Origin of the sequence: Rhizobium sp. Root483D2 (genome assembly GCF_001426685.1) — a bacterium.
GTDB classification, from domain to species: domain Bacteria; phylum Pseudomonadota; class Alphaproteobacteria; order Rhizobiales; family Rhizobiaceae; genus Pararhizobium; species Pararhizobium qamdonense.
In genome coordinates this window covers 65798-86595 of sequence record NZ_LMFB01000017.1, presented here as the reverse complement: position 1 = coordinate 86595, position 20798 = coordinate 65798, and the positions used below count along the sequence as shown (strand labels likewise).

Genomic DNA, 20798 nt, shown 5'->3' with positions numbered 1-20798 from the left:
GCCACACACGTCAGGCGCGATTTGGCGCCCTGCGATGGGTCCATGCCGCGATAATGCGGTCAGCCAACTGATCGATCGGTTCGCTGGTATCGACTTCGAGATCATATATGCAGAAGCCATGGGTTTTCAGGTGATAGCGGGCTTCGCCGATCTGCCGGTTGCCGCGATCCCTCTCCCGCCGTTCGATCTCTTCGATCGGCGCATGCACGCCGATCCGGAACACGTCGAGATCACCCAACAGGATGTTCAGCTGGTCCGCCCAGCTCTGTTCTTCGATAATGTGTTCGACGATCAGGTCGTTTCCCGCTTGCGCGAATACAGCGATGGAGCGGTGAAAAACTGTCAAAGAACCTTTGGCGTTCGCCCGAGGCGGAATCGTGCCGGACGCGGCGTTTAATCGTCCGAAATCCGGCATCGGCCAGCTGGTCCGACGCATAGAAGCAGAACGGCGCGTCAAGCGCTTCGCGAAGAGAAGCGGCCAGCGTCGTCTTGCCGCTGCTCGACGTGCCGTTCAAAAAAATGATCCGCCCAGTGTCCATTTGCTCTTCCTTGCGCGGCAGGAAAGGATTCCCGGTCAGCGCCGGTGTGCGGATCTGACGTTGGCCCAGGCATGCCGGGTCAAGCGGAAGCACATCCAGTTCACCGGTGAACCGGAAATATCCAGCACCGCATCATAGGCATGCACCGCCCCGAGTTTGGCGGTCGCCTTTTGCGAGCGGATATTGGTGGGATCGATATGGAACCACACGTCATCGACACTTTCAAAGGCGTGATCGAGCATCAGACGCTTGATCTCGAAATTGGTGGTGCCACCCCAATACGCATTGTTGAGGAAGGTGAAACCGATCGCGACAGCCTGCGGCTGGTCCGGCGCCACATAGTAGCGCGAGCAGCCAATCAGTTTCCCGGTCTCCCGCTCGATGAAGACCAGCGTGCTCTTGCTGGCCATCTGGGCATCGAAATATTGGCGAAAGATTTCGGGCTTGTAACGCTCTTTGGCCGGGTGCCCAGCCCAAACCGCCGGATCGCTGCCAGCGGTAAAAAGCCCGTCGAAATCCCCGGCCTTCAAAGGACGCAGATACAGCGTTTCACCGGTCAACTCCGGCTGAAAGTTCAATTCATTGTCCGGCATATCCATCTCCATGTTTCACCCTATTTGGCCGCCAGAAGCTTGCGCTCCCGCGACAGGAAGATGAAGAAGCGCCAGGTGAGCGAGATGCTGGCGGCGGCAAGGCCGAGCACGAAGCCATACCAGACGCCGACACCGCCGAAGCCGAAATGGAAGGCCAGAAAATAGGCGGCGACAAAGCCGATCGCCCAATAGGAGACCAGCGCCAGAACCATCGGCACGGTCGTGTCCTTCAGGCCGCGCAGCATGCCGGCGGCCAGCGCCTGGACGCCATCGACCAGCTGGAACGCACCGGCAATGACGATCAGCGGACCGGCATAGGCAAGAACCTGGGCCGCATCCGGGCGTCTCGTATCGAGATACATCGCGGCCAGCTCATGCGAAAATATCGCAAAAACCAGGCTGCCGATGACGGCGAAACCGCAACCGATGACGAAAACGGCAATCGCCGCCCGCTTGATGCCCTCGGCGTCGCGGCGGCCATGGGCAAGGCCGATGCGGACGGTCGCAACCTGCGCCAGGCCGAGCGGCACCATGAAGGCGACCGAGGCAAACTGCAGCGCAATGCCATGGGCGGCAAGCTCGACAGTGCCGATCATCCCCATCAGCAGCGAGGCGACGGTAAACAGGCTGACCTCGGCCAGGATGGTAACGGCGATCGGCAGGCCGAGCTTGACGACCTCCTTCAGCACCGGCCAGTCCGGCCGCCAGAAGCGCACGAAAATCTCGTAGGACCGGGTCAGCGGCTGCGCCTGGATATAGATGTAAAGCAGGACAAAGCTCAGCGTATTGACGATCAGCGCCGAAATACCGGCACCGACGATGCCAAGCGCCGGCGCGCCGAAATGACCATAGATGAACACATAGCAAAGTGCCGCATTGGCGAGCAACACGATGATCGTCACATAGAGGATGATGCCGGCACGCTCGAGCGAGCTCAAAAAGCCGCGCAGCACCATGAACAGCAGCGCCGGGAACATGCCCCACAGGGCGACATTCAGATAATGTCCGGCAAGCGTGGCGACCTCCGGCTTCTGGCCAAGCAGCAGCAGAACATGTTCGGCCTGCCACAGGACCGGCGCCATGATGACGCCATAGCCGAGCACCGCCCACATGCCCATGCGCACGGCCCGGCGCACGGCGACGCGGTCACCCCGGCCTTCGGCCTGCGCCACGATCGGCACGACGGCATTGGCAAAGCCCGAGCCGAAAATGAAGATGGTGAAAAACATCTGCGCGGCCAGAACCATCGCCGCAAGCTCGGTCGTGCCGAGGCGGCCAACCATCAGCACGTCGGTGGCATGGATGGCGAACTGCGCCAGCTGGGCGCCGACGAAGGGCAGCCCGAGCGCGATGGTGGCGCGGTAATGTGCCGGCCAGGAATTATCGGTGCGGACGCCCGTATCGACAGGGGTTGAAGTCAGCATGGTGAGGAAAGGCCTTTGGCTTCGTCGCTACCGGTATGGGCCGCAAGACGGAAGATTGGGAAATAGAACACCCGATTGAAAAGCGCCAGCCAGAACGGCAAGCCTGCTTATTTTTTCATCGAAACATCACAAAACTTGATCGTTTTTTGCACTGAAATGCGAGACCCTATCAATTCGCTTGTGAGGCAACGCGATCACCATCAACGGCAGCCGGAGCCGGCTGGACCTTCAGAATATAGACGGCGATGGCGAGGGCAACGAAGACGGCGCCGAGAATATAGGGCGCTCCGGCGAAGGTGACGGGGGCTTGCGGTGCGGTGAAAATACTGAAGATCTGCGCGAACATCAGCGGTCCAAGGATCGTCGTGAAGCTCGAAATGCTCGACAGGGCGCCCTGCAACTCGCCTTGCGCCGAGGGCGGAACCTTGGCCGAGGCGATGCTGCGCAGCGGCGGATCGGCGAGCGCCTCCAGACAGGTGACGATGATGACGGCATAGATCATCCAGCCCTGCACGGCCAGGGCATAACCGGCAAGCCCGAGCCCGGTGAAGATAAGCCCGACGGCGCCGGTCTTCCATTCGCCCAAGCGCGGAATGATCTTGGGCAGGACAAAGCCCATCACCAGGGCGCCGCAGATCCCGAAGACGCCGAGCGACAGGCCGATCTGTCCCTCGCTCCAGCCGTAACGATAGGCGCCGACGAACGACCAGACGGCGGGATAAACCGCATGCGCCTGCCAGAACAGGAAGAAGACGAGGAGAACCCAGCCGATGCCGGGATAATTGCGCATCTGCCGGATCGCGCCCAGCGGATTGGCGCGCTTCAATTCGAACCGGCGGCGGTTGTGGCTTTCCAGCGTTTCGGGCAACAGGAACCAGGCGAGAACGAAATTGACGAAGGACAGGGCCGCAGCGCCGTAAAACGGAATGCGCGGCCCGAATTCGCCGAGCAGGCCGCCGAGAACAGGCCCGAGCGCAAAACCCGTGCCAAAGGCGATGCCGATCAGGCCGAAATTCTTGGCCCGGTTCGTATCGTCGCTGACATCGGCAATATAGGCGGCGGCGGTGGAAAAACTGGCGCCGCTGATGCCGGCCAGCACGCGCCCGACAAACAGCATCCAGTAGGTCGTCGCCAGCGCACAGATCAGATTGTCGAGCGCGAAGGTCAGCACGGAGGCGAGCAGGACCGGACGGCGGCCGAAACGGTCGGACAGATTGCCGATCAGCGGCGCGAAGAGGAACTGCATGCCGGAATAGACGAGAAGCAGCCAGCCGCCATCGACCGCCGCCTGGCTGATCGTGTCGCCGGTCAACTCCTCCAGATAGGCTGGCAGCACCGGCACGATGATGGCGATGCCCATAATATCGAGGAACAGGATGAGAAAAACCAGAGACAGGCCACGCCGCGCTGACTTCGGATCGATCATCGAACAAACCTCATTGGGCATCCGGCGGCACGCGGATACAGAACGCGAACATGACAGGCAAATCGTCTGTACCGGAAAATTTTAGCCGAAACAATACGTGAACATTTCAATGTTCTTGATGATTGGTTCGGGAACATTGATGAGCGGCGAAGAACGATGACAGCCGCCGCGAAGATTGAAGGGTTCGGGATCTGGCGCTCCGCTCCTCATAACGAGGAAGGCAGGCCAAGCTCTCGAAAAATCATTTTTTGACGTGCCGGCGCGGCGTTGCTGGTAACCCAAAGACCTCTGGTTAAACTCAAGGAGAAGGTCACAAGAGAATGGTGGGATTCAAGCAGGGATTACCCGGCGTGGAGATGGTCTCAAGACACGCCGGGATACTGCGCAGCGGGGCGCTGATCACCTCACGTAAACGATCTTGCCGCCGTTCAAGGCGGTCTGGACGCCGTTGACGTTGCGCGCGGGAATGCCGCGCCGCTGCAGGATGGCGCGGATACCGGGCGTGTTGCGGATTTCTTCCTGACCCTCGGCAAAGGTTTGTGGCGATGGATCGCGGTACTTGCGCGGTATGTGCCAGGAATTGTCGGGGTCGTAGAAGTCGCCGACAATCACCACCGTGATCCCCGGATGGGCGGCCTGGCGGCTGGACAGCGCCTTCTGGGCAAAGGCGGGTGCGGACGTAAGACCCGCACCAAGGGGTGCCAGAAGGGCCGCAGCGAGAACGAACGTAATGAGCTTTTTCAATGTCTTTCTCCTTCAGGCGGCTGCAGGCGGATGCACCGCAGGCGGCGGGTGGTCAACGTGCGTAAATGATCTTGCCGCCATTCAGCGCGGTCTGGATGGCAAGAACATTGTGCGGCTGGATATTGCGCCGCTCCAACGTCGCTCTGATGCCGGGATTGGAGGCGATTTCGGCTTGCGCCTGTGCGCGGGTTTCTGCGGATGGATTCCGGTAATTGGCCGCCCGCTTGTCGTCGTGGTCGCTGACCGGGATCCAGACGATGGCGAAGCCTGGCTCCAAGGGATGACCGAACAGAATGGTGCTGAGCGTTTCGTTCGCCGCCACCGGCGCTGCCGCAGACAGGGCAAGCGCTGCAGCGGTGACTGTCAGGGTGAGGATTTTCCGCATGCTCTTCTCCTTCGCTGGCGTCCGGCATGTCCGGCAGCATCCGCTTGATAGAAGAGATATAGGGTATCCCGCAGCATTTGCGATTGGCGGGCGGGTTCAACTTTTTGAGATTGAACTTTTTGAGACCGGATAGGAAATGACGGCGCGCCCGATCAGGGACGCGCCTTCAGTCCTTCAGATATTGCTGTTGAACGTATCGCAGGCATCCAGCTTGCCGCTGTCGAAGCCGCGCTTGAACCAGGTGGCGCGCTGCGCCGAGGTGCCGTGGTTGAAGCTTTCCGGCACGACATAGCCCTGGGTGCGCTTCTGCAGCGTATCGTCGCCGATCTGGGTCGCGGCATTCAGCGCCTCTTCCAGGTCGCCCTGCTCAAGCAGGCCCTTCTGCTGGGTATATTTGCCCCAGATGCCGGCAAAGCAATCCGCCTGCAGTTCTACCCGCACCGACATCTGGTTGGAATCGGCCTCGCTCATGCGCTGGCGCTGCTCATTCACCTTCGGCAGAATGCCAAGCAGGTTCTGGACGTGATGGCCGACTTCGTGGGCAATCACATAGGCCTCGGCGAAATCGCCGGACGCGTTGAATTTCTGCGACAGTTCATCGAAGAAGGCCATGTCGAGATAGACCTTCTGGTCGCCCGGGCAGTAGAACGGGCCGCTCGCCGACGACGCCGAACCGCAGGCCGAATTGATGCCATCGCGGAAGAGGACAAGCTTGGGCTCGACATAGGTCTCACCATTCGCCTGGAAGATGCCGTTCCAGGTGTCTTCTGTTTCGGCGAGCACGGTGGAGACGAAAGCCTTGGTCTCTTCCTCGGCGGCAGACCCCTGCGGCGCCGGCGATTGCGACTGTTCATAGCCGGACTGGCCGGTCGATTGGCCGCCGCCATCGAGCACCTGCAACATATCGATGCCCATCATCTTCAGGACGAAATAGATGACGACGAGGAAGATGATGGTGCCGATGCTCATGCCGCCGCCACGGCCGCCGCCGGTGGGAAGGCGGAAACCACCGCCCCTGCCAAACGGATTGCCGCCCATGCCGCCCCGCACCGGACCCGATCCGCGTGCGTCCTCGACATTGCCCGATTGGCGCCGGCCCTTCCATTCCATGATGTTCTCCCCGTCTTAGCCGCTGCGGCTATCATGCCTTTGCAAGTTCATATAACGCGCCAGATGCGATTTTGTACAAGTGCAAAACGACAAAGTTTTTCGGTTGCTAAAATTCCGGCAAAGCGTTGGCAGCGGGCGGCGGCGCATGCCAGTATGCCGTCCATTGTTTTGGGAGGAACGGGACTATGAAAGCCATGCGCCTGGAATCGATCGGCAATCTCTTCGTGCGCGAGATCGAGACGCCCGTTCCGGGGCCGGACGACCTCCTGGTGCGCGTGGAAGCCTGCGGCATCTGCGGCACCGACCGCCATCTGCTGCACGGCGAATTTCCCTCGACGCCGCCCGTGACGCTCGGCCACGAATTCTGCGGCATCGTCGAGGCCGTGGGCGCCGACGTGAAGGGCTTCAAGCTTGGCGCCCGCATCACCGGCGATCCCAATATTTCCTGTGGCCGCTGCCCGCAATGCCAGGCAGGCAGGATCAATCTCTGCCGCAACCTGAAGGCCATCGGCATCAGCCGCGATGGCGGCTTTGCCGATTATGTCATCGTGCCGCAGAAACAGGCCTTCGAGATCCCGCTGGATATGCCGGCGGCGCACGGTGCCTTCTGCGAGCCGCTCGCCTGCTGCCTGCACGGCATTGACATGGCCGAGATCAAGGCCGGCGCCTCCGTGGTCGTGCTCGGCGGCGGCGTCATCGGGCTGTTGACGGTGCAGCTGGCGAAGCTTGCCGGCGCCACTACTGTCATCCTTTCGACCCGCCAGGAAGCCAAGCGCAAGCTGGCGGAAGAACTGGGCGCGACCGCCAGCATCGATCCCTCGGAGCGCGATCTCATCGCTGCGATCACCGGGCCGGACGGCCTTGTTCCCGGCGGCGTCGATGTGGTGATCGAATGCGCCGGGGTTGCCGCAACGGTCGAGCAATCGACCCGGCTTGCCAAGGCCGGCGGCACCGTGGTGATCCTCGGCGTGATGGCACAGGGCGAAACGGTGCGGATCGAGCCGTTCGATATTCTCTTCCGGGAACTCAGGGTTCTCGGCTCCTTCATCAACCCCTTCACCCACCGCCGCGCCGCCGACCTCGTCGCCTCCGGCATCATCAATGTGGAAAAGCTGATCTCCCGGAAAATCACGCTGGAGGAAGCGCCTGACGTGATCCGCAATCCACCGGCGGCAGGAGAAGTGAAGGTGCTGGTGATGGCATCCGGCGGCTAGTCCGTCGCAGGATCAGGGAGGCCTCGAATCGGGTGTTTTCCGGCATGCCTGCGGGCGCAGCCGGGAACAGGCCCTGTTTCACAGGTATCACGGCCTTTTCGCCGGTCATTTTCCTGTCGATTCCATAATTTTCGGGGTTTCGCTACGGGCCACATTTCCCTATAAGCCGCTTCTAGCCTGAAAAGACCAAGCCTGCGCGCCCCGACCGGTGATCTCCCACCCTGGCCGGTTTTTTGCGCAGCCGGAAAAAGCGGATAGAGACCATGCCAAAGCGCCAAGACATCAAATCGATCCTCATCATCGGTGCGGGACCGATCGTCATCGGCCAGGCCTGCGAATTCGATTATTCCGGGACGCAAGCGTGCAAGGCGCTGAAGGAAGAAGGTTACCGGGTCATCCTGGTCAACTCCAACCCCGCCACGATCATGACCGACCCCGACATGGCGGACGCGACCTATGTCGAGCCGATCACGCCGGAGGTCGTCGCCAAGATCATCGCCAAGGAACGCCCGGACGCGCTTTTGCCCACCATGGGCGGCCAGACCGCGCTCAACACCGCACTTTCCCTGAAGCGCATGGGTGTGCTCGACCGCTACAATGTCGAAATGATCGGCGCCAAGCCGGAAGCCATCGACATGGCCGAAGACCGTGCGCTGTTTCGCGAGGCCATGTCGCGCATCGGGCTCGAAACCCCGAAATCGCTGCTCGCCAACGCCACCGAAATCAAGGATGTCGATCGCAAGCTGCACGTTGCCGAGCGCGACAAGCTGAAGGCACAGCTTTCGGGCGCCGACCTCGACAAGGCGCTCGACGCGCTGGAAAACACCTGGAACCTCGGCGAGACCGACCGCAAGCAGCGCTATATGAGCCATGCCATGGCGATCGGCGCGCAGGCGCTCGACACCATTGGTTTGCCTGCGATCATCCGCCCGTCCTTCACCATGGGCGGCACCGGCGGCGGCATTGCCTATAACCGCTCGGAATTCTTCGAGATCGTCAATTCCGGCCTCGATGCCTCGCCGACGACGGAAGTGCTGATCGAAGAATCGGTGCTCGGCTGGAAGGAATACGAGATGGAAGTGGTCCGCGACACCGCGGACAACTGCATCATCATCTGCTCGATCGAAAACATCGATCCGATGGGCGTGCATACCGGTGACAGCATCACGGTCGCCCCTGCCCTGACGCTGACCGACAAAGAATACCAGATCATGCGCAACGCCTCGATCGCGGTTCTGCGCGAGATCGGCGTCGAGACCGGCGGCTCGAACGTGCAGTTTGCCGTCAATCCCGAGAATGGCCGCCTCGTCGTCATCGAGATGAACCCGCGCGTGTCGCGCTCGTCGGCGCTTGCCTCGAAGGCTACCGGCTTTCCGATCGCCAAGATCGCCGCCAAGCTTGCCGTCGGCTATACGCTGGACGAACTCGACAACGACATTACCGGCGGCGCGACGCCCGCCTCGTTCGAACCCTCGATCGACTATGTCGTCACCAAGATCCCGCGCTTTGCCTTTGAAAAATTCCCCGGCGCAGGCACGACGCTGACGACGGCGATGAAGTCTGTCGGCGAAGTCATGGCGATCGGCCGTACCTTTGCCGAATCGCTGCAGAAAGCCCTGCGCGGCCTTGAAACCGGCTTGACCGGCCTCGACGAGATCGAGATCCCCGGCCTTGAAGATTCCGGCGACAACCACAATGCCATCCGCGCCGCCATCGGCACGCCGACGCCGGACCGGCTGCGCATGGTCGCCCAGGCGCTGCGCATGGGCATGTCGGAAGCCGATGTGCATGACGGCTCCAAGATCGATCCGTGGTTCATCGCCCAGTTCAAGGCGATCGTCGACATGGAAGCCCGGGTGCGCGAGCACGGCCTGCCCGAGGATGCCGAAAACCTGCGCATGCTGAAGGCCATGGGCTTTTCCGACGCCCGCCTTGCGACGCTGTCGAAGAGCCGCCCGAAGGAAGTGGCCGAGCTGCGCAACCGGCTCAACGTGCGTCCGGTCTTCAAGCGCATCGACACCTGCGCTGCCGAATTCGCCTCGCCGACCGCCTATATGTATTCGACCTACGAGACGCCGTTCAATGGCGCTGCCCGCTCGGAAGCCCAGATTTCCGGCCGCAAGAAAGTCGTCATCCTCGGCGGCGGTCCCAACCGCATCGGCCAGGGCATCGAGTTCGACTATTGCTGCTGCCACGCCGCCTTCGCGCTGAAGGATGCCGGCTATGAAGCGATCATGATCAACTGCAACCCGGAAACCGTATCGACCGATTACGATACGTCCGACCGGCTCTATTTCGAGCCGCTGACGGCCGAAGACGTGATCGAGATCCTGCGGGCCGAACAGGAAAACGGCGAGTTGCACGGCGTCATCGTGCAGTTCGGCGGCCAGACGCCGCTGAAGCTGGCCGAAGCTTTGGAAAAGAACGGCATTCCGATCCTCGGCACAGCACCGGATATGATCGATCTGGCCGAAGACCGCGACCGGTTCCAGAAGCTTCTGATGAAGCTCGACCTCAACCAGCCGAACAACGGCATCGCCTATTCGGTCGAACAGGCCCGCCTCGTGGCGTCGGAAATCGGCTTCCCGCTGGTCGTGCGCCCGTCCTATGTTCTGGGCGGCCGCGCCATGCAGATCATCCATTCGGAATCGATGCTGCAGACCTACCTGCTCGACACGGTGCCGGAACTGGTGCCCGAGGATATCAAGCAGCGCTATCCCAACGACAAGACCGGCCAGATAAATACCCTGCTCGGCAAGAACCCGCTTCTGTTCGACAGCTATCTGACCAACGCCGTCGAAGTCGATGTCGATGCCCTGTCGGATGGCGAGAACGTCTTCGTTTCCGGCATCATGGAGCATATCGAGGAAGCCGGCATTCACTCCGGCGACAGCGCCTGCTCGCTGCCGGTCTACACGCTGTCGGACGAGATCGTCGACGAGCTGGAGCGCCAGACCAAGGCGATGGCGAAGGCCTTGAAGGTCGGCGGCCTGATGAACGTGCAATATGCCATCAAGGACGGCACGATCTACGTGCTCGAAGTCAACCCGCGCGCCTCGCGCACCGTGCCCTTCGTCGCCAAGACCATCGGCGCGCCGATCGCCAAGATCGCCGCCCGCATCATGGCCGGTGAAAAGCTCGACGACGCCATCGCCGCCTATGGCAAGAAGCCGGATCCGCGCAACCTCAACCATATCGCCGTCAAGGAAGCCGTCTTCCCGTTTGCCCGCTTCCCCGGCGTCGATATCCTGCTCGGCCCGGAAATGCGCTCGACCGGCGAAGTCATCGGCCTCGACACCGATTTCGCGCTGGCCTTTGCCAAGGCCCAGCTTGGCGCCGGCGTCGATCTGCCACGCGAAGGCACGGTCTTCGTTTCGGTGCGCGACGAGGACAAGGAACGGGTCCTGCCCGCCATCAGAATCCTCACCGAGATCGGCTTCAAAGTCATGGCAACCGGCGGCACTGCCCGTTTCCTTGGCGAAAACGGTATCACGGCCATCAAGATCAACAAGGTCCAGGAAGGCCGTCCGCATATCGAGGACGCCATCCGCAACCGCCAGGTCCATCTCGTCATCAACACGACGGACAGCAACAAGGCGATCTCGGACTCAAAATCGCTGCGCCGCGCGACGCTGATGCAGAAAGTGCCGTATTATACGACGATGGCAGGCGCGGAAGCGGCAGCCCGCGCGATCAAGGCGCTCAAGGCCGGCAGTTTGGAAGTGCGCACGCTGCAGAGCTATTTCTGAGACGAAATGCAAAAGCCCCTACGCTTTTCCGCACATGCTTTGACAGTGATGCGGGAGCGTGGGCTTGATGCAACTTGGGTGGAAACTGTTGCTCGCACGCCCTTGTGGACGGCGCCGGATCCGCGAGATCCGGCGGTGGAACGGCGTTTTGGCCCGGTTCCTCAGCGCGGCTCGCGCATGATGCGGGTTGCGTGCGTTGAAGACGACTTTGAAATCCGTATAATATCGGCATTTCTGGACCGTGGAGCTATCAAGCCAGCATGAAACCCTTGATCGAATATGATGCGGCGGCAAACGCGGCCTATATCCGTTTCTCCAGCGAGACAATTCTGGAAAGCGAAGAGATTTCTGCCGGTATCATCATGGATTACGATGAGCACGGCCATATTGTCGGCATGGAAGTGCTCGACGCCCGCCAGCATCTTTCACCAAAGACGTTGAACGAAGCGGCCTGAGGGCGCCCGATCAAGGGGCGCCGTTCTTTTCATACTTCCCAAAATCAAACCGGCTGCTGCGCCCGCGCCAACCCCGCCGTGCGCATCGCCAGGACGACGGCCAAGACAGCGACCACGCAGCCGCTGCCGAAGACCACGAGCATGGCGTGGCGCATGGTTTCGGCCGGTGCGGCGGCGCCGAAGCCCATGACATTGGCGGCAAGGCCGAAGACGGCGGCGCCGATGGCGTAGCCGGCCGATTGCAGGGTCGGCAGCATGGCCGAGGTCCGGTCGCGTTCGCCGTCGGTGGAGACGTCCATCATCAGCTGGCTGAGCGTGCCCCAGGAAATGCCGAACCCGGCGCCGATCATCGCCTGCCCCGGCAGGATGAACCAGATCATGTCCGTGCCGATGGCGATGACCACGAAGGCGAGCCCGATCGTCAGCAGCACCGGGCCTGCCAGCATGATGCGGTTGCGCAATGCCAGCGACCTGAGGCTCGCAACGCCGATGGCAGACAGGCTCCAGGATATCGCCATGACGGCGCTGAGCGCACCGGCTGCGGTCGGGCCGAGATGCCAGAGATGCTGCAGGCTATAGACGAGGAAGACCGAGCCTGCCGCCTGCGACAGCGGCATCAGCAGGATCACCCATAATCCCGTGCCAAGCGCCTTGTTCGCGGTGAAGGCGGCCCTTGGCAGAACCGGGTTGGGCGCGCGCCGGTCGAGGTAAACCACCGTCACCAGCACCACGGCCGCCCCGGCCAGGAGCGCCGACATTGGCAGGATGCCACCGGCAACGCCCGACAGCGAAATCATCAGGATGCCAGCGCCTGCGGCCATCAGGCGCGCGAACGGAATGGCCGGCGCCTGGGTCCCGCCGGCCACGCCGCGCGGCACGATGGCAAGAACGAGGATGATGAAAATGGCGGCAGCGGGAATGCTGACGAAGAAGGCGGCGCGCCAGGAGAAATGCTCGGTCAGCCCGCCCGCGACCAGAGGTCCGGAAAACGCCGCCATGGCCCAGACGATCGCCTCCGCGCCAAACACTTTCGGCACGAGGCGCGACGGGAAAAGTTCGGGGATCAGCGCGTAGCACAAGGCGGCGACAACGCCCTCGCCTGCACCCTGCAGCAACCGCCCGGCCAAAACCTCGGTCATTGCGGTGGCGGAGGTGGCAAGAACGGTGCCGGCAACGAAGATGGCGGCTGCGGCAAGCAGCGTGTTGCGGGCGCCGAACCGCTGTTTGAGATTGGCAGAGACAAGGCCGCCGATGATCGCAAAGACCAGATAGAGGGTGAAAGCCCAGGACAGGAGGGAGGCGCCGCCAAGTTCCTCCACCGCCGTCGGCAAGGCCGTGGAGATGAAGAACTCATTGAAGGCGAACAGGGCGACGCCCAGGCACAGCGTTATCGTCGAGACCAGATAGCGCGGCCGCATCAGCTCGCCCCATCCGCCAGCCAGTTCAGCGCCCCCTGCCGATGCCGCGCCGCCTTCAAATACGCCGGATATATCGCCCGCCAGTTCGTCTCCCAGTTCGTCTCTATGCGGGATCGTGTCAGTCGTCATGCTTTCGTCTCCAGTCAGAAAGCACGACTGTTACAACCTCAAGCGCTGTTGAGGTAAAGCGCTATTTTGCGCCGGCGGACACATTTTTGGCCTTGGCTTCACCCGCGCTGTCCTTGAAAACGTCGCGGCCGATGCGGCCAGCTGTCTGCAGATGCAGCGCCCCATCCGGGCCGTCCGATTGCAGCAAAAGCTCTGAGGTCACGACGGGCGCGCCGCAATAGTCGAAAATGCCGTGGTCGATCTGCGTCTTCATGGCGGTATCGTAACCGCGCCGCGCATAGGTCTGAGCGTCGGCACCGCCGATACCGACGAGATGGACATTCAGGTGCTGCAGTTTCTTGACGACCTTGTCGCCCTGGCTGTCATCATAGGCCCAGCCATTGGAAAAGACCCGGTCGATCCACCCCTTCAAAAGTCCCGGCATTGCCCACCAATAGACGGGATAGACCAGCACAAGCGCATCGGCCCGGTCGATCCTCGCTTGTTCGGCCGTAATTTGCGGCGCAATCGGCGCCCGGCCGCGATGCGACGCGATATCGGTCATCTGGAATCTCGGATCGAAACCTTCGTCGGTGAGGTCGGCGATCTCATAGGAACGTCCCTCGCCCGCCTGTGTGATCCCTTCGGCCAGATGCCGGGCGACATTGTGGGTCAGCGACTCTGGATCGGGATGGGCGACAACGATGAGTGCATGCATGTCGAAAACTCCTGTTCAGCAGTTGCGGGCGAAAGCCGCTCGCTATATACTTTTAGTAAGTTACTTTTGGTATATAGCGATGTCAAGCATGGAAACTAGAGCCCCGCCCACACGCCGCCGCCTGACGCGCGATGACCGGCAGCGCCAGCTTTTGGATGTTGCCTGGACGATCATCCGCGACGAAGGAACGGAAGCGTTGACGCTTGGGCACCTGGCGGAACAGGCCGGGGTGACCAAGCCCGTGGTCTACGATCATTTCACCACACGGGCTGGCCTGCTTGCCGCGCTCTACAGGGATTACGACATTCGCCAGACGGCGCTGATGGAGGAGGCCCTCGACAAGAGCGAGCCCACGCTCAAAGGCAAGGCGGAGGTGATTGCATCCGCCTATGTCGCCTGCGTGCTCAAGCAGGGCCGCGAAATTCCGGGGATCAGCGCGGCTCTCGCGGGCTCGCCGGAGCTTGAAAAGGTCAAGCGCGACTATGAAACGGTGTTCATCGAGAAATGCCGCGCAACGCTTGCGCCCTTTTCCGGCAGCGGCACGATCGCGTCTGCCGGTCTCTGGGGGATGCTCGGCGCGGCCGAGTCCCTCTCCTTTGCTGCCGCGACCGGCGATATCACCGCCGGTCAGGCCGAAGACGAGCTTTACCAGACCATCCTGTCGATGGTGGGCCGTAATGCCGGTCAGTAACCGCCGATAATCGGCAGGATCTCGCCGGTAATGTAGCTGGAGCATTGCGGCGAGGCGAGGAAGACATAGGCCGGTGCAATCTCCTCCGGCTGGGCCGGCCGCTTCATCGGCGTATCGGCTCCGAACGTTGCGACATCATCCGCATCCTTGTCGGAGGGATTGAGCGGTGTCCACACGGGACCGGGCGCCACGGCATTGACGCGGATACCCTTGTCGATCAGCTGAGCCGACAGGGCCTTGGTGAAGGCATGAATGCCGCCCTTGGTCATCGAATAATCCAGGAGCTGCTTGCTGCCGTCGATCCCTGTGATCGACCCGGTATTGACGATCGCGCTACCCTCCTTCATGTGCGGCACCGCCGCCTGCGCCATGAAGAAATAGCCATAGAGATTGGTCTTCAGCGTCTCGTCGAAATGCTCTTCCGTCAAATCCAGCACATCGGCGGTATGGACCTGAAAGGCGGCATTGTTGACGAGGATATCGAGCTTTCCGAACACCTCGACCACGGCGGCAACCGCCTTTTGGCAAAACGCCCGGTCTTTCACATCGCCGGCGAAGGTCATGGCCTTGCGTCCTTCCGCCTCGATCGCCTTGACGGTATCGTCGGCATCCCGGCCTTCGGCCAGATGCAGGATTGCGACATCGGCGCCCTCGCGGGCAAACAAAACCGCAACCGCACGCCCGATGCCACTATCGCCACCGGTGATCAACGCCACCTTGCCCTCAAGCTTTCCAGACCCCTTGTAATAGGGCGCCTCGTAGAGCGGGGCCGGATCGAGCTTGTGTTCGGCGCCGGGCTTGGGCTGATGCTGTTTGGGAAAGGGCGGGACGGGATAGACCCGCGCACCCGCCTGCATGGCTTTCGATTCCTTCGGCTTTTGTGCCTTGTCCCCGGCATCGGCCTTGGCGACCTGGTCCTGGATATCACGCTGCTTTTCCGCAGTCGTGGCGGCTGGGCTGGGCCGTGCGGCCATGGTCATTCTCCTTGTTTGTCTCTGAAATTGGTTGTCTTTAGGAAATCTGGGTTGGCTTGATTGTGCCGACAGACACGATACCTTCCACCACGCCGCGCGGGCCGGAGGCGGCCACGCCGTTTTGATCGAGCATTTCGACCACGGCATACAGCCGCTCGTTGCGGAAGGCGCTGGCATCGCGCGTCGAATTGCCCTCTGCAGGGCTGGCATCGATCTCGGTGAAATCAAGCTCCGCCTCTGCCGCCGTGATCCGCGCGTCGGCGGGCGACAGCGCGCGTACGATGATCTCTCCCTGATTGTCGGCACTGTCCCAATTCGGATCGCCGGCGCGGGCAACCGGCACCAGCCGGTAAAGCTTCAATCGCTCCTGTGGATGGTTGTTTTCCTGCATCATCTGGTCCTCGCTTGTCTGCCCTGATCCACGAGCCTTAAACGGCCGCTTCATCTGGCTTTCGTCTCCAAGACCGAACGGAGCCACCGGTGAATTGTTCCGCTTTCTTCGCGGGCAGCGCCGCAGAGACGCTGCGGCACTTGCGGCGAGCGCCGATTAATCTGGCTTTTGCACCGCGCTATCTGCTATAAGCGTTGTTCAAATGTTTCCGACGGTTCCGGGGTTAACGCTCCGGTGACCGTTTTCTTTTGTGCTGATGCCTGCCTGAGCGGGCCATGCATGGACTATGAAGGACAGTGAAATGGTCGAAAAAGTACCGATGACTCAAAGCGGATTCGCCAAGTTGCAGGAAGAACTGCGGTGGCGTCAGCAGGAAGAGCGCCCGCGGATCATCGAAGCGATTTCCGAAGCGCGCGCCCATGGCGACCTCTCGGAAAACGCCGAATATCATGCGGCCAAGGAAGCCCAGAGCCACAATGAAGGCCGGATCGGCGAAGTCGAGGATTACGTCGCGCGCGCCGAAGTCATCGACCTGTCGAAGATGTCCGGATCCAAGATCAAGTTTGGCGCCACCGTCAAGCTGATCGACGAGGACACCGAAGAAAACAAGACCTACCAGATTGTCGGCGACCAGGAAGCCGACGTGAAGCAGGGCCGGATCTCGATCTCCTCGCCGATTGCCCGCGCGCTGATCGGCAAGGAAGTCGGTGATTCCATCGAGGTTGTTGCGCCCGGCGGCTCGAAGGCCTACGAAATCCTCGCCATCAACTGGGGCTGATCCCCGGCCTGTTGCTATTGAAAAGCCCGGACGGCGCGCAAAGCTGCCTCCGGGCTTTTTCTGTGAGATGAAGAACGGGAGCTGGCAAGCGTGGACGATATCAGCGACGTCGAGATCATAGCGCCGAACTTCAAGCACCGCCTGTCCGGCGTGACCTCGACGATCATCCAGTTGATCCCGGTGCAGCGTGCGCTTGGCCAGAAGGTCGCGGTCCTTGGCCCTGGCCTTCCCGCCAGCCTGCCGCATATCGGCTACACAGCGCTCGCTGCCCTTTGGCGCCGCCCGAAAAACCGGGCGCTGCGCGTCTGGCATGCGCGGCGCAACATCGAGATGCTGCCGGCGATCGTGCTGCGCGATCTCCTGCGGATGAAACTCAAGATCGTCTTCACCTCCGCCTCGCAGCGCAAGCATTCCGGCTGGACCAAATTCCTTGTGCGGAAGATGGACGCGGTGATCGCCACCAGCAACCGCACGGCGGCCTATCTGGAGGTGGCGAGCACCACCATCATGCACGGCATCGACACGCAGCGCTTCTTTCCGGCAGAAGACAAGGCCAATGCCAAGACGGCGCTCGGCCTGCCGGCGGACAAAAAGATCGCCGGCTGCTTTGGCCGCGTGCGCCACCAGAAGGGCACCGACCTCTTCGTCGACAGCATGATTGCCCTTTTGCCGCAGCGGCCGGACTGGATCGCCATCATCGCCGGCCGCGCCACGCCGTCGCATCAGGCCTTCGAGACCGAATTGAAGGAAAAGGTGAAATCGGCAGGCCTTGCCGGACGCATCCTGTTTGTCGGCGAACATACGAATATTCCCGACTGGTACCGGGCCCTCGACCTCTTTGTCGCCCCGCAGCGCTGGGAAGGTTTCGGCCTCACCCCGCTCGAAGCGATGGCAACGCAGGTACCGGTCGTGGCGACCGATGTCGGCGCCTTTTCCGAACTGCTCGTCACCGGTGCGGACGAGACCGGCATTCTCATTGCGGCAGGGTCTCTTGCTGAGATGACGGAGGCTTCGGCTCTGTTCATGGACGATCCGGAACGGACACAGCGCGCCGGCAAGCGCGGGCTTTTGCGCGCCGTTGAGAGTTTCAGCATCAAGGGAGAAGCGGAGAAGATCGGCGCGGTTTACGAGACGCTTCTGTCTAAGAGTTAGAACCTCGTACGATCAATGAGGCTCCACATCTAGATCTCGATCAGGCTGACATCCTTGACCTGGCGGATGGTCAGCATGGTGCGGACCGTATCCACATTCTCGGTGGCCGTGAGTTCCTCGATCACGAAATCCTGGAAGCCTGCCAGGTTTTCAGCCACACATTGCAGCAGGAAATCGGATTCTCCCGACACCATCCAGGCTTCGCGCACCAGCGGCCAGTTGGCCGTCTGCTTGGCAAATGCCTTCAGATTGGCATCCGACTGATGTTTCAGGCCGACCATACAAAACGCGACCAGATCGTAACCCAGCGCCGGGGCATTCAAAAGGGCGCGATAGCCGCGGATGATGCCGGCCTCTTCGAGCTTGCGCACGCGCCGCAGGCAGGGCGGTGCCGAGATGCCAACACGCTCGGCCAGCTCGACATTGGTCATGCGTCCGTCATTTTGCAGTTCGCGCAGAATTTTCATATCGATAGCATCAAGTTCGACGCGTATCACCATGGTAGAGCTTCCCGTTGTTCTTCTCGTTATATTGGATCAAAGCTGTTATTGCGAAGAGGCCCGGCACGCCAGAAACCAGACGGCCGGTCAAGCCGGATGAAAGGCTCGTCGGTAACACGTATTGAGATGGAAAAACGAGAGCGAGTTTGTGTGTCATGCACAAAAACCTCGCAAAATCGGGGCAATGGAGCAACACATCTGTGTGTATCGGCCACCCTGCCCTTGAAACAAGGCCGCCAGAATCCCTAGACTAGAGGGGATTTTCTCAACGAAGGACGATGCTGCGCGGCTTTATACCGCTGTGGTGATCGAAGGACCCGGACCATGACTGCCCGACACACCAAAGTTCTCATCATCGGCTCAGGACCTGCCGGTTATACCGCCGCCATCTATTCGGCGCGCGCGCTGCTCAATCCGGTTCTGATCGCCGGCATGGAACAGGGCGGCCAGCTGATGATCACCACCGATGTCGAGAACTATCCGGGCTATGCCGATCCGGTCCAGGGCCCGTGGATGATGGAGCAGATGCTCAAGCAGGCGCAGCATGTCGGCGCCGAGATCGTCAACGACCTCGTCACCGATGTCGATATGTCGGTGCGCCCGTTCAAGCTCACGACCGACAGCGGCACCGACTGGACCGCCGACGTCCTGATCATCGCCACCGGCGCCAAGGCGAAATGGCTGGGCATCGAAAGCGAACCGGCCTTCCAGGGTTTCGGCGTTTCGGCCTGCGCCACCTGCGACGGCTTCTTCTATCGCAACAAGGACGTGATCGTGGTCGGCGGCGGCAATTCGGCCGTCGAGGAAGCACTCTACCTGTCCAACCTTGCGAAGACCGTGACGGTGGTGCATCGCCGTGATCATTTCCGCGCCGAAAAGATCCTGCAGGAGCGGCTGTTTGCCAAACCGAACGTCAAGATCATCTGGGATCATGAAGTGACGGAATATACAGGTAGCCCGGCCAAGCCCCCGATGCCGGCTTCCGTCAGCGGCGTCAAGCTGCGCAACACCAGGACGGGTACCGTCAGCGACATGCCGATCGACGGCGTGTTCGTGGCAATCGGACATGCGCCGGCGGTCGAGCTCTTCAAGGACAAGCTGCGCCTGAAGCCGAACGGTTACCTATGGACGGCGCCGGATTCGACGGCCACCGACGTGGCTGGCGTTTACGCCGCCGGCGACGTGACCGACGATATCTACCGCCAGGCGATCACCGCTGCCGGAATGGGCTGCATGGCCGCTCTTGAAGCCGAAAAATATCTGGCGGGCCATATGCCTGTCGCAATTGCGGCCGAATAGAAGCCGCGAAGAATGGGAGCGGTCAAAGCCGCTTCTGAGTGGGAACAGACAATCAGCCTTATGGCGGAAAACACGAGGCCGTTTTCCGCCACGAGCACCTATTGGGGGACACCATGCCGCTAGACTGGGACAAACTGCGCATTTTCCATGCGGCGGCGGAAGCGGGATCGTTCACCCATGCGGCCGACAAGCTGCACCTTTCCCAATCGGCCATCAGCCGCCAGGTCTCGTCGCTGGAGCAGGATGTCGGCATCAAGCTGTTCCATCGCCATGCCCGCGGCCTGATCCTGACCGAACAGGGCGAAATCCTCTATCGAACCGCCCATGAAGTGCTGATGAAGCTGGAAAGCGTCAAGGTTCAGCTGACCGAGAATACCGACAAGCCGTCCGGCAAGCTGCGCATCACCACGACGGTGGGCCTCGGCCAGGGCTGGCTGACCGACAAGGTGCAGGAATTCCTGTCGCTCTATCCCGACATGCAGGTCCAGCTGATCCTCGACAACGAGGAGCTGGACGTGAACATGCGCCATGCCGACTGCGCCATCCGGCTGCGCCAGCCGCAACAGTCCGATCTCATCCAGCGCAAGCTGTTCACTGTGCACATGCATGTCTACGCGGCCCCCTCCTATATCAACAAGTATGGCGAGCCGCAGTCGATCGAGGATCTCGACAACCACCGCATCATCACCTTCGGGGAACCGGCACCCAACTATTTGCTCGACGTCAACTGGCTGGAGATCGCCGGCCGGGATTCCGACAATCCCCGCCCCTCGCACCTGCAGATCAACAGCCAGACCTCGATCAAGCGCGCCTGCCTGCTCGGCATCGGCATTGCCATGATGCCGGACTATATCGTCGGCCGCGATCCGGGCTTGATTCAACTTCCGATCGGTGCGGAGATTCCGTCCTTCGACACCTATTTCTGCTATCCCGACGAGATGAAGAACGCCGCCAAGCTGAAAGTCTTCCGTGATTTCATCGTTGCAAAGGCCCGCAACTGGGCCTTCTGATACGGCCTTCGCACCTGCACAAAAAATGTTCTTCACTTTTCTTCTAGACAAACTGTTGTTTTAACTGATTTTTTGCCAAATCCCCAGTTTTGCGGGGGATGCAACAACCTGAAATCGCCT

Annotated in this window: 20 protein-coding genes; 8 read left to right on the top strand and 12 right to left on the bottom strand. The window is 61.2% G+C overall.

Annotation, left to right across the window (positions count from 1 at the left end; genetic code table 11):
* Nucleotides 1–10 precede the first annotated feature (10 nt).
* The 7 genes from ASD32_RS15650 to ASD32_RS15620 all read right to left on the bottom strand — a co-directional run bounded on the left by ASD32_RS15650 (nucleotide 11) and on the right by ASD32_RS15620 (nucleotide 6221).
* Nucleotides 11–415 carry a chloramphenicol phosphotransferase CPT family protein gene (locus ASD32_RS15650; RefSeq protein ID WP_244490177.1) on the bottom strand — a complete coding sequence of 135 codons (405 nt, stop codon included), beginning with the start codon at nucleotides 413–415 and terminating at the stop codon, nucleotides 11–13.
* A 159-nt stretch (nucleotides 416–574) separates the two neighbouring features.
* Nucleotides 575–1132, bottom strand: a complete 558-nt coding sequence (locus tag ASD32_RS15645) for a GNAT family N-acetyltransferase (protein WP_200953605.1) — start codon at nucleotides 1130–1132, stop codon at nucleotides 575–577.
* A gap of 20 nt (nucleotides 1133–1152) precedes the next feature.
* A complete protein-coding gene (locus ASD32_RS15640; protein WP_060638966.1) occupies nucleotides 1153–2556 on the bottom strand; it encodes an MATE family efflux transporter in 1404 nt (467 codons plus the stop codon).
* Nucleotides 2557–2725: 169 nt separating this feature from the next.
* Nucleotides 2726–3982 (bottom strand): TCR/Tet family MFS transporter, encoded by a 1257-nt coding sequence (locus ASD32_RS15635; protein WP_060638965.1) that lies wholly within the window; start codon nucleotides 3980–3982, stop codon nucleotides 2726–2728.
* Nucleotides 3983–4381: 399 nt separating this feature from the next.
* Complete coding sequence (locus ASD32_RS15630; protein ID WP_060638964.1) at nucleotides 4382–4726, bottom strand: hypothetical protein; 345 nt, start codon at nucleotides 4724–4726, stop codon at nucleotides 4382–4384.
* A gap of 52 nt (nucleotides 4727–4778) precedes the next feature.
* On the bottom strand, nucleotides 4779–5111 hold the full coding sequence (locus ASD32_RS15625) for a hypothetical protein (protein WP_060638963.1): 333 nt from the start codon (nucleotides 5109–5111) through the stop codon (nucleotides 4779–4781).
* A 174-nt stretch (nucleotides 5112–5285) separates the two neighbouring features.
* Nucleotides 5286–6221 (bottom strand): neutral zinc metallopeptidase, encoded by a 936-nt coding sequence (locus ASD32_RS15620; protein ID WP_060638962.1) that lies wholly within the window; start codon nucleotides 6219–6221, stop codon nucleotides 5286–5288.
* Between the two features lie 185 nt (nucleotides 6222–6406).
* On the opposite strand from ASD32_RS15620, the gene ASD32_RS15615 reads away from it, so the two are divergent.
* From ASD32_RS15615 to ASD32_RS15605, 3 genes are all read left to right on the top strand, one after another.
* On the top strand, nucleotides 6407–7435 hold the full coding sequence (locus ASD32_RS15615; RefSeq protein WP_060638961.1) for a zinc-dependent alcohol dehydrogenase family protein: 1029 nt from the start codon (nucleotides 6407–6409) through the stop codon (nucleotides 7433–7435).
* A gap of 263 nt (nucleotides 7436–7698) precedes the next feature.
* The gene (gene carB / locus ASD32_RS15610) at nucleotides 7699–11184 is read left to right on the top strand and encodes a carbamoyl-phosphate synthase large subunit (protein WP_060638960.1); all 3486 of its coding nucleotides are present in this window, start codon (nucleotides 7699–7701) and stop codon (nucleotides 11182–11184) included.
* Nucleotides 11185–11444: 260 nt separating this feature from the next.
* Nucleotides 11445–11639, top strand: coding sequence for a DUF2283 domain-containing protein (locus ASD32_RS15605; protein ID WP_060638959.1), 195 nt, complete (start codon nucleotides 11445–11447; stop codon nucleotides 11637–11639).
* A 44-nt stretch (nucleotides 11640–11683) separates the two neighbouring features.
* Here ASD32_RS15605 and ASD32_RS15600 read toward each other — a convergent pair whose 3' ends face one another.
* Both ASD32_RS15600 and ASD32_RS15595 read right to left on the bottom strand, forming a co-directional pair.
* Nucleotides 11684–13057 (bottom strand): MFS transporter, encoded by a 1374-nt coding sequence (locus tag ASD32_RS15600; protein WP_060638989.1) that lies wholly within the window; start codon nucleotides 13055–13057, stop codon nucleotides 11684–11686.
* A gap of 190 nt (nucleotides 13058–13247) precedes the next feature.
* The gene (locus tag ASD32_RS15595) at nucleotides 13248–13883 is read right to left on the bottom strand and encodes an NAD(P)H-dependent oxidoreductase (RefSeq protein WP_060638958.1); all 636 of its coding nucleotides are present in this window, start codon (nucleotides 13881–13883) and stop codon (nucleotides 13248–13250) included.
* Nucleotides 13884–13962: 79 nt separating this feature from the next.
* Here ASD32_RS15595 and ASD32_RS15590 point away from each other — a divergent pair, with 79 nt between their 5' ends.
* A complete protein-coding gene (locus ASD32_RS15590) occupies nucleotides 13963–14574 on the top strand; it encodes a TetR/AcrR family transcriptional regulator (protein ID WP_060638957.1) in 612 nt (203 codons plus the stop codon).
* Here the strand turns inward: ASD32_RS15590 and ASD32_RS15585 are convergent.
* Nucleotides 14568–15548, bottom strand: a complete 981-nt coding sequence (locus ASD32_RS15585) for an SDR family oxidoreductase (RefSeq protein WP_060638956.1) — start codon at nucleotides 15546–15548, stop codon at nucleotides 14568–14570. The genes ASD32_RS15590 and ASD32_RS15585 overlap by 7 nt on opposite strands.
* Nucleotides 15549–15585: 37 nt before the next feature.
* Nucleotides 15586–15939, bottom strand: coding sequence for a hypothetical protein (locus ASD32_RS15580; RefSeq protein WP_060638988.1), 354 nt, complete (start codon nucleotides 15937–15939; stop codon nucleotides 15586–15588).
* Nucleotides 15940–16240: 301 nt separating this feature from the next.
* Here ASD32_RS15580 and greA point away from each other — a divergent pair, with 301 nt between their 5' ends.
* Both greA and ASD32_RS15570 read left to right on the top strand, forming a co-directional pair.
* On the top strand, nucleotides 16241–16717 hold the full coding sequence (gene greA, locus ASD32_RS15575; protein WP_037098620.1) for a transcription elongation factor GreA: 477 nt from the start codon (nucleotides 16241–16243) through the stop codon (nucleotides 16715–16717).
* 90 nt (nucleotides 16718–16807) lie between these two features.
* Nucleotides 16808–17869 (top strand): glycosyltransferase family 4 protein, encoded by a 1062-nt coding sequence (locus ASD32_RS15570; protein ID WP_060638955.1) that lies wholly within the window; start codon nucleotides 16808–16810, stop codon nucleotides 17867–17869.
* 29 nt (nucleotides 17870–17898) lie between these two features.
* On the opposite strand, the gene ASD32_RS15565 is transcribed toward ASD32_RS15570, so the two are convergent.
* Complete coding sequence (locus tag ASD32_RS15565; protein ID WP_081927807.1) at nucleotides 17899–18369, bottom strand: Lrp/AsnC family transcriptional regulator; 471 nt, start codon at nucleotides 18367–18369, stop codon at nucleotides 17899–17901.
* A 324-nt stretch (nucleotides 18370–18693) separates the two neighbouring features.
* Between ASD32_RS15565 and trxB the strand changes: the two genes are divergently transcribed.
* Both trxB and ASD32_RS15555 read left to right on the top strand, forming a co-directional pair.
* On the top strand, nucleotides 18694–19668 hold the full coding sequence (gene trxB / locus ASD32_RS15560; protein WP_060638954.1) for a thioredoxin-disulfide reductase: 975 nt from the start codon (nucleotides 18694–18696) through the stop codon (nucleotides 19666–19668).
* A gap of 113 nt (nucleotides 19669–19781) precedes the next feature.
* Nucleotides 19782–20678, top strand: coding sequence for a LysR family transcriptional regulator VtlR (locus ASD32_RS15555; protein WP_060638987.1), 897 nt, complete (start codon nucleotides 19782–19784; stop codon nucleotides 20676–20678).
* Nucleotides 20679–20798: the final 120 nt, after the last annotated feature.

What these genes read in the sequence shown, in the direction of transcription:
- ASD32_RS15640 (WP_060638966.1), bottom strand. Translation starts at nt 2,556, where the DNA reads ATGCTGACTTCAACCCCTGTCGATACGGGCGTCCGCACCGATAATTCC.
- ASD32_RS15585 (WP_060638956.1), bottom strand. Translation starts at nt 15,548, where the DNA reads ATGGCCGCACGGCCCAGCCCAGCCGCCACGACTGCGGAAAAGCAGCGT.
- ASD32_RS15565 (WP_081927807.1), bottom strand. Translation starts at nt 18,369, where the DNA reads ATGGTGATACGCGTCGAACTTGATGCTATCGATATGAAAATTCTGCGC.
- trxB (WP_060638954.1), top strand. Translation starts at nt 18,694, where the DNA reads ATGACTGCCCGACACACCAAAGTTCTCATCATCGGCTCAGGACCTGCC.
- carB (WP_060638960.1), top strand. Translation starts at nt 7,699, where the DNA reads ATGCCAAAGCGCCAAGACATCAAATCGATCCTCATCATCGGTGCGGGA.
- greA (WP_037098620.1), top strand. Translation starts at nt 16,241, where the DNA reads ATGGTCGAAAAAGTACCGATGACTCAAAGCGGATTCGCCAAGTTGCAG.
- ASD32_RS15620 (WP_060638962.1), bottom strand. Translation starts at nt 6,221, where the DNA reads ATGGAATGGAAGGGCCGGCGCCAATCGGGCAATGTCGAGGACGCACGC.
- ASD32_RS15590 (WP_060638957.1), top strand. Translation starts at nt 13,963, where the DNA reads ATGTCAAGCATGGAAACTAGAGCCCCGCCCACACGCCGCCGCCTGACG.
- ASD32_RS15625 (WP_060638963.1), bottom strand. Translation starts at nt 5,111, where the DNA reads ATGCGGAAAATCCTCACCCTGACAGTCACCGCTGCAGCGCTTGCCCTG.
- ASD32_RS15555 (WP_060638987.1), top strand. Translation starts at nt 19,782, where the DNA reads ATGCCGCTAGACTGGGACAAACTGCGCATTTTCCATGCGGCGGCGGAA.
- ASD32_RS15605 (WP_060638959.1), top strand. Translation starts at nt 11,445, where the DNA reads ATGAAACCCTTGATCGAATATGATGCGGCGGCAAACGCGGCCTATATC.
- ASD32_RS15650 (WP_244490177.1), bottom strand. Translation starts at nt 415, where the DNA reads ATGCCGGATTTCGGACGATTAAACGCCGCGTCCGGCACGATTCCGCCT.
- ASD32_RS15635 (WP_060638965.1), bottom strand. Translation starts at nt 3,982, where the DNA reads ATGATCGATCCGAAGTCAGCGCGGCGTGGCCTGTCTCTGGTTTTTCTC.
- ASD32_RS15615 (WP_060638961.1), top strand. Translation starts at nt 6,407, where the DNA reads ATGAAAGCCATGCGCCTGGAATCGATCGGCAATCTCTTCGTGCGCGAG.
- ASD32_RS15600 (WP_060638989.1), bottom strand. Translation starts at nt 13,057, where the DNA reads ATGCGGCCGCGCTATCTGGTCTCGACGATAACGCTGTGCCTGGGCGTC.
- ASD32_RS15595 (WP_060638958.1), bottom strand. Translation starts at nt 13,883, where the DNA reads ATGCATGCACTCATCGTTGTCGCCCATCCCGATCCAGAGTCGCTGACC.
- ASD32_RS15580 (WP_060638988.1), bottom strand. Translation starts at nt 15,939, where the DNA reads ATGCAGGAAAACAACCATCCACAGGAGCGATTGAAGCTTTACCGGCTG.
- ASD32_RS15645 (WP_200953605.1), bottom strand. Translation starts at nt 1,132, where the DNA reads ATGCCGGACAATGAATTGAACTTTCAGCCGGAGTTGACCGGTGAAACG.